Source organism: Priestia sp. FSL W8-0524, from assembly GCF_038005965.1.
In the GTDB taxonomy this organism is placed as follows: domain Bacteria; phylum Bacillota; class Bacilli; order Bacillales; family Bacillaceae_H; genus Priestia; species Priestia zanthoxyli.
Map to the genome: position 1 here is coordinate 1 of NZ_JBBOUG010000008.1, position 7,476 is coordinate 7,476.

The 7,476-nt window shown below is 35.4% G+C and carries 7 protein-coding genes; all 7 read left to right on the top strand.

Annotated features, from left to right (window positions below):
• The first annotated feature begins 307 nt into the window (after positions 1-307).
• Positions 308-454, top strand: coding sequence for a hypothetical protein (locus tag NST66_RS29225; RefSeq protein ID WP_175384226.1), 147 nt, complete (start codon positions 308-310; stop codon positions 452-454).
• Positions 455-1,014: 560 nt separating this feature from the next.
• Positions 1,015-1,512: an HTH domain-containing protein gene (locus NST66_RS29230; protein WP_340843950.1), complete on the top strand. Its 498-nt coding sequence runs from the start codon at positions 1,015-1,017 to the stop codon at positions 1,510-1,512.
• A 252-nt stretch (positions 1,513-1,764) separates the two neighbouring features.
• Complete coding sequence (locus NST66_RS29235; RefSeq protein ID WP_154991011.1) at positions 1,765-2,409, top strand: MarR family transcriptional regulator; 645 nt, start codon at positions 1,765-1,767, stop codon at positions 2,407-2,409.
• 686 nt (positions 2,410-3,095) lie between these two features.
• The gene (locus tag NST66_RS29240; RefSeq protein WP_340843951.1) at positions 3,096-3,611 is read left to right on the top strand and encodes a DUF3967 domain-containing protein; all 516 of its coding nucleotides are present in this window, start codon (positions 3,096-3,098) and stop codon (positions 3,609-3,611) included.
• A gap of 584 nt (positions 3,612-4,195) precedes the next feature.
• Positions 4,196-4,372, top strand: coding sequence for a hypothetical protein (locus tag NST66_RS29245; RefSeq protein ID WP_340843952.1), 177 nt, complete (start codon positions 4,196-4,198; stop codon positions 4,370-4,372).
• A 478-nt stretch (positions 4,373-4,850) separates the two neighbouring features.
• Positions 4,851-6,269 (top strand): MobV family relaxase, encoded by a 1,419-nt coding sequence (gene mobV / locus NST66_RS29250; protein ID WP_233335543.1) that lies wholly within the window; start codon positions 4,851-4,853, stop codon positions 6,267-6,269.
• A 496-nt stretch (positions 6,270-6,765) separates the two neighbouring features.
• Positions 6,766-6,933 (top strand): aspartyl-phosphate phosphatase Spo0E family protein, encoded by a 168-nt coding sequence (locus NST66_RS29255; protein ID WP_233335544.1) that lies wholly within the window; start codon positions 6,766-6,768, stop codon positions 6,931-6,933.
• Positions 6,934-7,476: the final 543 nt, after the last annotated feature.

Consider the following 7,476-nt stretch of genomic DNA (forward strand, 5'->3'; position numbering starts at 1 on the left):
ACATTATGTTAACTACCTTTGTATACGATATACAGTTAAAAAGAGAAAAAACTACCTTAGGCGGGAGGAGTTTTTTCTGCTAAAGAAGAAAGTTAGTTGTAGATGCCTCACGGCGTCTTGAGTAGTTTGCTTAAAGTAGTAAAAATTATGCATACAATCGAGTGTAAATAAAATTTTATTTGAATTTAGGTTTCGAAATATATAAAAAGGGGAAAAGTAACCTAATTTTGTTCCAGATGAATTTAAAAAAAAAAAATGATTAATATGTTGATTGAACAAATTATGATAATGAATCTGGAGGGAAGGTATGTCAATTAATAAAGAAGTTTTATATCGTGGTACAAGATTTAAAATTATTCATATTTATAGTTCTGGTTATTGTGAGCTTAGAAAAATTAATGATCCTTTCAAAGTAGAACTAGCTTTATTAAATGATATCTTACTAACAGGATAATGAAGGCTGAACATTCTTATTTGATTAACGAAACTGACTCAATTTAAATATTATTGCTAAACAAACATATTAATCATTTTTTGATAAAAACAGAAGAGACTCCTGACCATGGTCAGGAGTCTCTTCTGTTACATTTATTTTATTGAAGGATCAAAAGTTACAGCTTATACAGTAGTTTGCTTAAAATGCTATTAATTATCCGTCATACCATTAAAAAGATGAAAAGCCACTGGAGTATACCAGTGGCTTTTTTATGTTCCATTCTTATAAAGAACAGATCACGTTGACTTTAGTAGTTTGCTCAAAGGTTATAAAAACTATGCAATCTTTACATAGCAGATTTGCAATATCCTATTGCATAAACAATGTTTTGTCAGTGTCTGTCAGTATAACATGATAATTACGTTTTAGAAGGAATGATACATTTATGTATAGAAAATGAAACATCTTGTATCATTGCTGACACATAGCTTAGTTTTAAAAGAAGTTATAGCAGGAAATATCATTTTACATTTGAATACTAGTACTATAATTCTAAAACGAAAATGGGGGCTAGTAGGATGCTGGTAAAAAAGATGTTGAATGGAATTATGATGAAAGAAATCACTATCAAAGAATTAGCTGATCAGTATGATGTAAGCACTCGTACCATTCAAACAAAGATTAAAAAATTAGGCTACGAATGGGATAGTAAACAAAGTATTTATCGTTATGTTCGAGAAGATACAGAACCTTTAGACCTTGACTTTAGTACCCTTATTTCTAAAAACAGCACAATACCAGGAGAACAAAAGCTAGCTACTAGTGAAGTAGCAGCTAGTACGAGCTATGTTGATAAAAGTGAAAGCACTAGTACTAGCTCTTCAAAAGCTAGCACAGTAGATGCAATTGATTTGTTGCTGCAAAGTCCAAAAGACCGTTCAAAACGAGTGTATCGAGGCTTTTATTTTGATGATGATGTGTTAAGTATTATTGATCGTGTTCCAAAGAGTTATAAATCTGAATTGGTGAATGAAGCGTTAAGAAAAGTATTTAAAGAAAAGGGTTTATTAGATTAAAAAACTATACGACATGTGATCTGAGTTTTCTTGCTCATTTTACAAATAAGGTTTGCAAAAATGTAGGATTTGGTAGAAAATTAGACATAAGAAAAAGCCCTCAAGTTTTCGACGACTCCGAGGACTTTCTCTAAAAAATATTAAGAAGGAATTAACCTTTTAAGGAGAGATTAACCTTCAACTACATAACTTTATAAAAGTATTCTACCACAATAAGGTTAGTTCCTTCCATAAAAAAATGGAGGAATTAAAATGAAAAAAGCATTAGATGAAGCCGAAAAAAAAGCCAGAGTAAGAGATTCTAAACTAGAAGAGTTAATAAACCAAGCAGAAGTTGGTCTTTCAGCAGATCAACAAAAAACATTATTAGAAATCTTACATAAGACTACTGGAGATAATTATTTCATCGGTAAGCGAAAGAAAAAAACTGATGGGGTGAGATTTGTGCAAATACTGATGGAAAATTATAATTATTTAAGTCAAATAAAGTACTTATCTAATTCACAAAAAGCATTTTTACTAGATTTAGTTCCCTATGTTGAATTTAAAACAAACATTCTTATAGAACGCCCTGAAGAGGACTTAGAAGAGGTCAGCGAGAATTCGGCTTCACCTAGCTATTTAGCAAAAAAACTTGAACGTGACCGTTCAACGGTGTCCCTTATGATGAATGATCTTATGAAAAAGGGCATTTTAGCTGTTGCTGAGAGTGGTATGACTACAGAAGATGGTAGAGTGTGTACTAGTAGGACTTGGTTTGTAAACCCTAATATCATGTGTTGTTCAGCAAGAGATGATGTAGATAAGGCAACACAAAGAATATTTAAACGCTCTCTAAAAAATTTCAAGGTTGAAGGAAGCTCTAAGAAACATCAATTACCTATATATTTATTTTAAGAAGTAAGGGGAAATTTACCCCTTGCTTTTTTTATTTGTTTCTTTTTTACATTTTTTAGGTGTTGGTTTTTCCCAACACAGGTGTTGGTTTTTCCCAACACCCCTACCTCTATAAACGTTGATATAACAACATTCTTTCACTTGTCCCTTCTCACTCTATATAAATAGCAATTCGCTGATAGAATTGCAAGGGTCTTTTTATACTTTTTTCGTTTAAAAAATTAAAGAGTATTGAACTTAATACATGTGAAAATTACTCATAGCTATATGGCTATTTTCCATACAAGGTTCGAGTAGTATTTTTTAAGAAAAACACTTAAAAAATCTCCACTCTTTTCTCCTTGCATTTCAAATTTCGGCAGGGTTGGTTCTTTCGCCAAGCCGAACATACCCAAAACGAAGTTTAAGATGATCGGCTTGTGACGGCCATTATACCTGCCGAACCGCCAGAGCAGACGTCCACAGTTGGTAATTTTACTAAAAATAGATTACACAAACGGGGACTAGTCCCCGAACCCCTAGCCAGCGCGCCACCCCAAAACGAACGGGGATTGCACGGGTAAAGTTATAATTCTAAATTAGAGCCATTAGCATGCACGGGGGGCGTTCTTTGTTATTCTTTAAAGGGAATTTTATATAAAAAGTATAACTATTTATATAACTATGCGTGCACGGGAGGGAACGGCATGTCAGATGTAAAGCTTGGCCAAGAGCCAGCTTATTGGACTAGTGAAGTTGCAAAGAAGCTAGAGGTGTCAGATAGTACTTTAAGAAAGTGGTGTATCCAATTGGAGGCCACAGGTTATAAGTTTGTTAAAGGAGAGAATGATAGTCGGGCTTTTACTAAACATGACTTAAACGCTTTACAGCTATTTAAACAAATAGTAAAAGTTCAAAGAAAAACCAAAGAAGTAGCATGTTTAGAAGTTGTTGAACGCTACGGTGCACGGCAAGGAACGCCCCCCATGCAACCTGCACAGATGGCCGTTCAAGCTCATGAGTTCAAAGATAAAATTGATGATATGGCTCAAAATATTGAAGAAATAAAAAAGCAATTACAAGAACAGATGGAATTCAATAAAAAGCTAGTAGAACGTATGGATCAGCAAAGTATGAGCCATATACGTGAAATTCAGGAAACAAGAAAACAACTTGCTGCTGCTCAAGAAAAAAAGAAGTGGTGGGAATTTTGGAAAGCTTAATGTATTTTAAGTCTCATAAACAATATAAGTTCTGATATATGTACAGTATATACAACGTTTTTTATAAGACATGAGAGAAGATTCATTGAAAAATGGCACCTTAAAGGTGTCTTCTTTTATGTAGCATGACATGTCGTATATGGTATATTCTTTTGATGCTTATTACAGTGGCTGTTGTAAGCTTTCTTTAGATACAAAGGTTAATTGCATGTAATTTTTAAGAAACTTCTCTATAGATGCATTTGATTACGTTAGTAATCAAATGCATCTATAGAGAAGTTTCTTTCTTATTCTCCTGTTATCATTTATTTTTGTGGGCGGCCGCAGGGATTGAGATTTTAAAAATATTGTCATGAATATGCGAATATACATGTAGCATACATACAGTGAAGGCCGCCTTATAGGATGATACATAATGGGCGGCCTTTGTTGTGGCTATGTATAATTTATAACACATATATTTAATTAAAAATTTGGTATGTCAAGGTTCATCTAAAGGACTTTCTCCGTTTCAGTTTGGAATAAAAACTTAAGATATTTAGCAATATAAGTTTAAAGAGAAATTAGAAAGGAGATAAATTTTTATGAATAGTAACGATAATATTAATAAAGACAATTTGAATTTATTGGGAACAGTAGCATTAGGATTGACCACGGTTTACACTGCAATATTAGCAACACAATTAATGTCTACAAAACATAAAGTTGATTTTTTATATTACAAAGAACATTTTCAAAAAGAAGATAAGAGCAGTAATTAATTTTTTGAAGCATATAAACTACTAGGAATAATTTCTTTCAAAAGTATTCAAAACCTCCGTATAAAGTGGTCTGTCAACGGTAAATCGCAAGACCGTCAGGTCGAGAATTTAAGGAGTTGATAGATTCACCAAACCCAAACCCTCTTGGCACTCAAACAACCCCGTTTGTTTGACGCCAACCGGCGAGGGAGCCCCCTCAAAGGTTGAGGGGGTTGGGGGTGTTTGTAGAAGCCATTCCAAAGGGGCTTCCCTTTGGCAGGTGGTGGACGGCGTCCACGGTCTTGATGAAAAAGGGCATCCGATAAGGATGTCTTTTTCATTTTGGCGAAGCCAAACACAGGGAGGAACGCCGACCGCCACCTCGTAGAGCGCGCTCCCAATTTTATCGAAGATGAAAAATTGGTGTAGTGCGTTACACCAAATCTCAAATTGTGGTATGCTAGACCCAAGTACAGTGGTCGAAATGGGGGATTGAGGGATGGCCAAATATGGGATTATCCGCATGCAAAAGTTCCACAAAGACGCAATATTGGGGATCCAAAAACACAACCAACGAGAAGGCGAGAACAGTAAAAATAAAGACATCGATTCAACCAGAACGATGCTCAACTATGACTTCATGAATGAGGACAAAATTAAGTATCATGAAGAAATTAAGAAGATGACGGCCACCCGTGTGAAACGAAAAATTCGGAATGATGCGGTCCTGGTGGCAGAGTTCTTTGTATCGGCCAGTCCGGAATATATGCATGCGATGTCGCCAGACGAGCAGCGTAAATATTTTGAAGCATCACTAGATCATATTGCCGGCAAGTATGGTCAGCAGAACATTTTGTATGCCGTGGTACATAACGATGAAGCGACGCCACACATGCACGTGGGGTTTGTGCCAATCACAGATGATCGGCGCTTGGCGGCGAAAGAGTACTTCCATGGCAAAACCAAGATTCGTCGAATTCAGGATGACTTTCACAACTATATGAACAAACGTGGCTATGACATTGAGCGTGGCGAGCGGAGCGAGCTGCAGCATAAGAGTGTTCATGAGTTTAAAAAACAAGAACGCGAAAAAGAGCTAAAGCATCTGCAACAATTAGTGGCTCACAAGGAAAAAGAGCTCCAACAGATGGACAATTTAGTGGAGTTAAAATCAGCACCACCCGTTGAGATACGTAGCGAGAGACGGATTGAAGAGTTATGTAGCCAACCGATTGAAGTAGAGGCGGCCAAGAGTGTCATGGGTTCCAAAGTGAAAGTGGAGGAAACAGATTTTCATGAGCTGATGAGCCTCACAAAAGAGCTCCAGCAAACATTGGCGGCCGAGCATAAGCGTACGCATGCATTGAGCCATGAGCTTGATCGCTATGAAAAAGAGAATAAGGCATTAAAGCATGATTTGAGTGAGACAAAGCAAGAGTTAGAGGTATATGTGGCAGATCGAGACGGCCAAGTGGAGAAAGCAAAGAAACAAATGCGCCAGAAGCTCGTGCGTGATTTTTCAGCTGAACAAAAGGAAAACCTCAAAGATGAGGTTAAGAGAGAACTAGATACGCAATATGAAGCTCATATAAGCTCTCTCAGCGACGATTTAACAACTGAGAAGCAGAAACATGAGAAAACGAAAAAAGAGCTTGTACAGGCAAATGCAGTGAATGAGAGCTTAACAAAGATGAATCTTGGTTATATCAAGAATTATGTGCCAAAAGAGGATCTTGATAAAGCAAATGACCAGGTTCATGAATTACGAGAAGAGAATAAGACATTGAAGCTCTGGAAGGAAAAAGCATTGAATTGGATTGATAAGAATGTCGAGAGAATGAAACAGATTTCGTTCTTTCAATATGTTGGTGGGATTCAGAAGCGTAATAAAAGCCAGGATCAAGAAATAGAGAGATAATTTTCGCTAAGGGCAGCAAACATAAAGGCAATTTGAGTGACAAGAATCTTTTTTAAACTAGAATCAGTACAGGCCGAGTGTTGATCTACTAAAAATAATAGTTCTCTGTTGAATAAGAAAAGTTCGTCTCTGTTCAACATAATAGTACTCCTCCTTTTTTGAAACTCTTTATATGTATAAAAAAGCTATTTGGTTTCTATAAGCATTGGCTTTGCATAGAAATCAAATAGCTTTTTCACAGGGTTCACAACATATAAAAATAAAGTCAATATAGGCGTAAACCCATAATATCATCTTTTTACCATAAAAACTATATATTTCTACTATAAACGAAGAACAAGAAATGAAAAGAAAAATTCCGTTGTGTAAGGACATTTGTATACTGTAAAATATTTGTAGGAACGTAAAAAGATAAAACGAATACAAGGTTGATCGTCATTGGAATAATCAACCTTGTATTTGTTTTGCGACTAAAAGCAAATGGGTGAGGAGAATATTGGAGTCTCATAAAGTGATCTTAAAAGAAGCTTTGACAGTTAAGATTGAAAAAGAGAGAAAATCTTTAATTGAATCGGCGTTTAAAGAGGGGTTTACAAGTAGCAACACAGTAGAAATTAGTCAATTTATTGATGAAATGTTAAATGAGCTTGGAAAAATTAAATAACCAAAATCATAATAAAAAAGCTATTCCAGTCTTATTAGCATCAGATTGGAATAGCTTTTTCTAAACATTCAAGAGTTTTATAGTTCGCCATGGATATCTTTATATGTGAAATGTATCACAAAATTTTAAACTTGTAAAGGATAAAGTAAAAAGCCATCTCGAATTTGGAGGACGAGATGGCCTATATATAAGGGGGTTATGCCTTATATACACAGCAGGTAAACTGTAACATATTCTCCTACTAAATAAAAGCAACCTCATATCCCATGGCATTGGAGAGAGGTTGCTTTTTGTCATTCCTACTCGTTGAAGAATGTATAGCACCGCAAGTAAAATATAGCATATTTTTACCATAAATACTACATTTTGTAGTTAAAGCATATGAATAAAACGTGCACTTTTTATTCATCTATTTGTCACTCAGCCCGAGGCCAAACGTTGATAAATCAAGGATGTATAAAAAGCTGCATAAAACAGAAACACACTCTATTGAGGACCCTTACGGCCACAAGGGTTCTTTTTTGTGGTGTGTTCCGGAAAGAG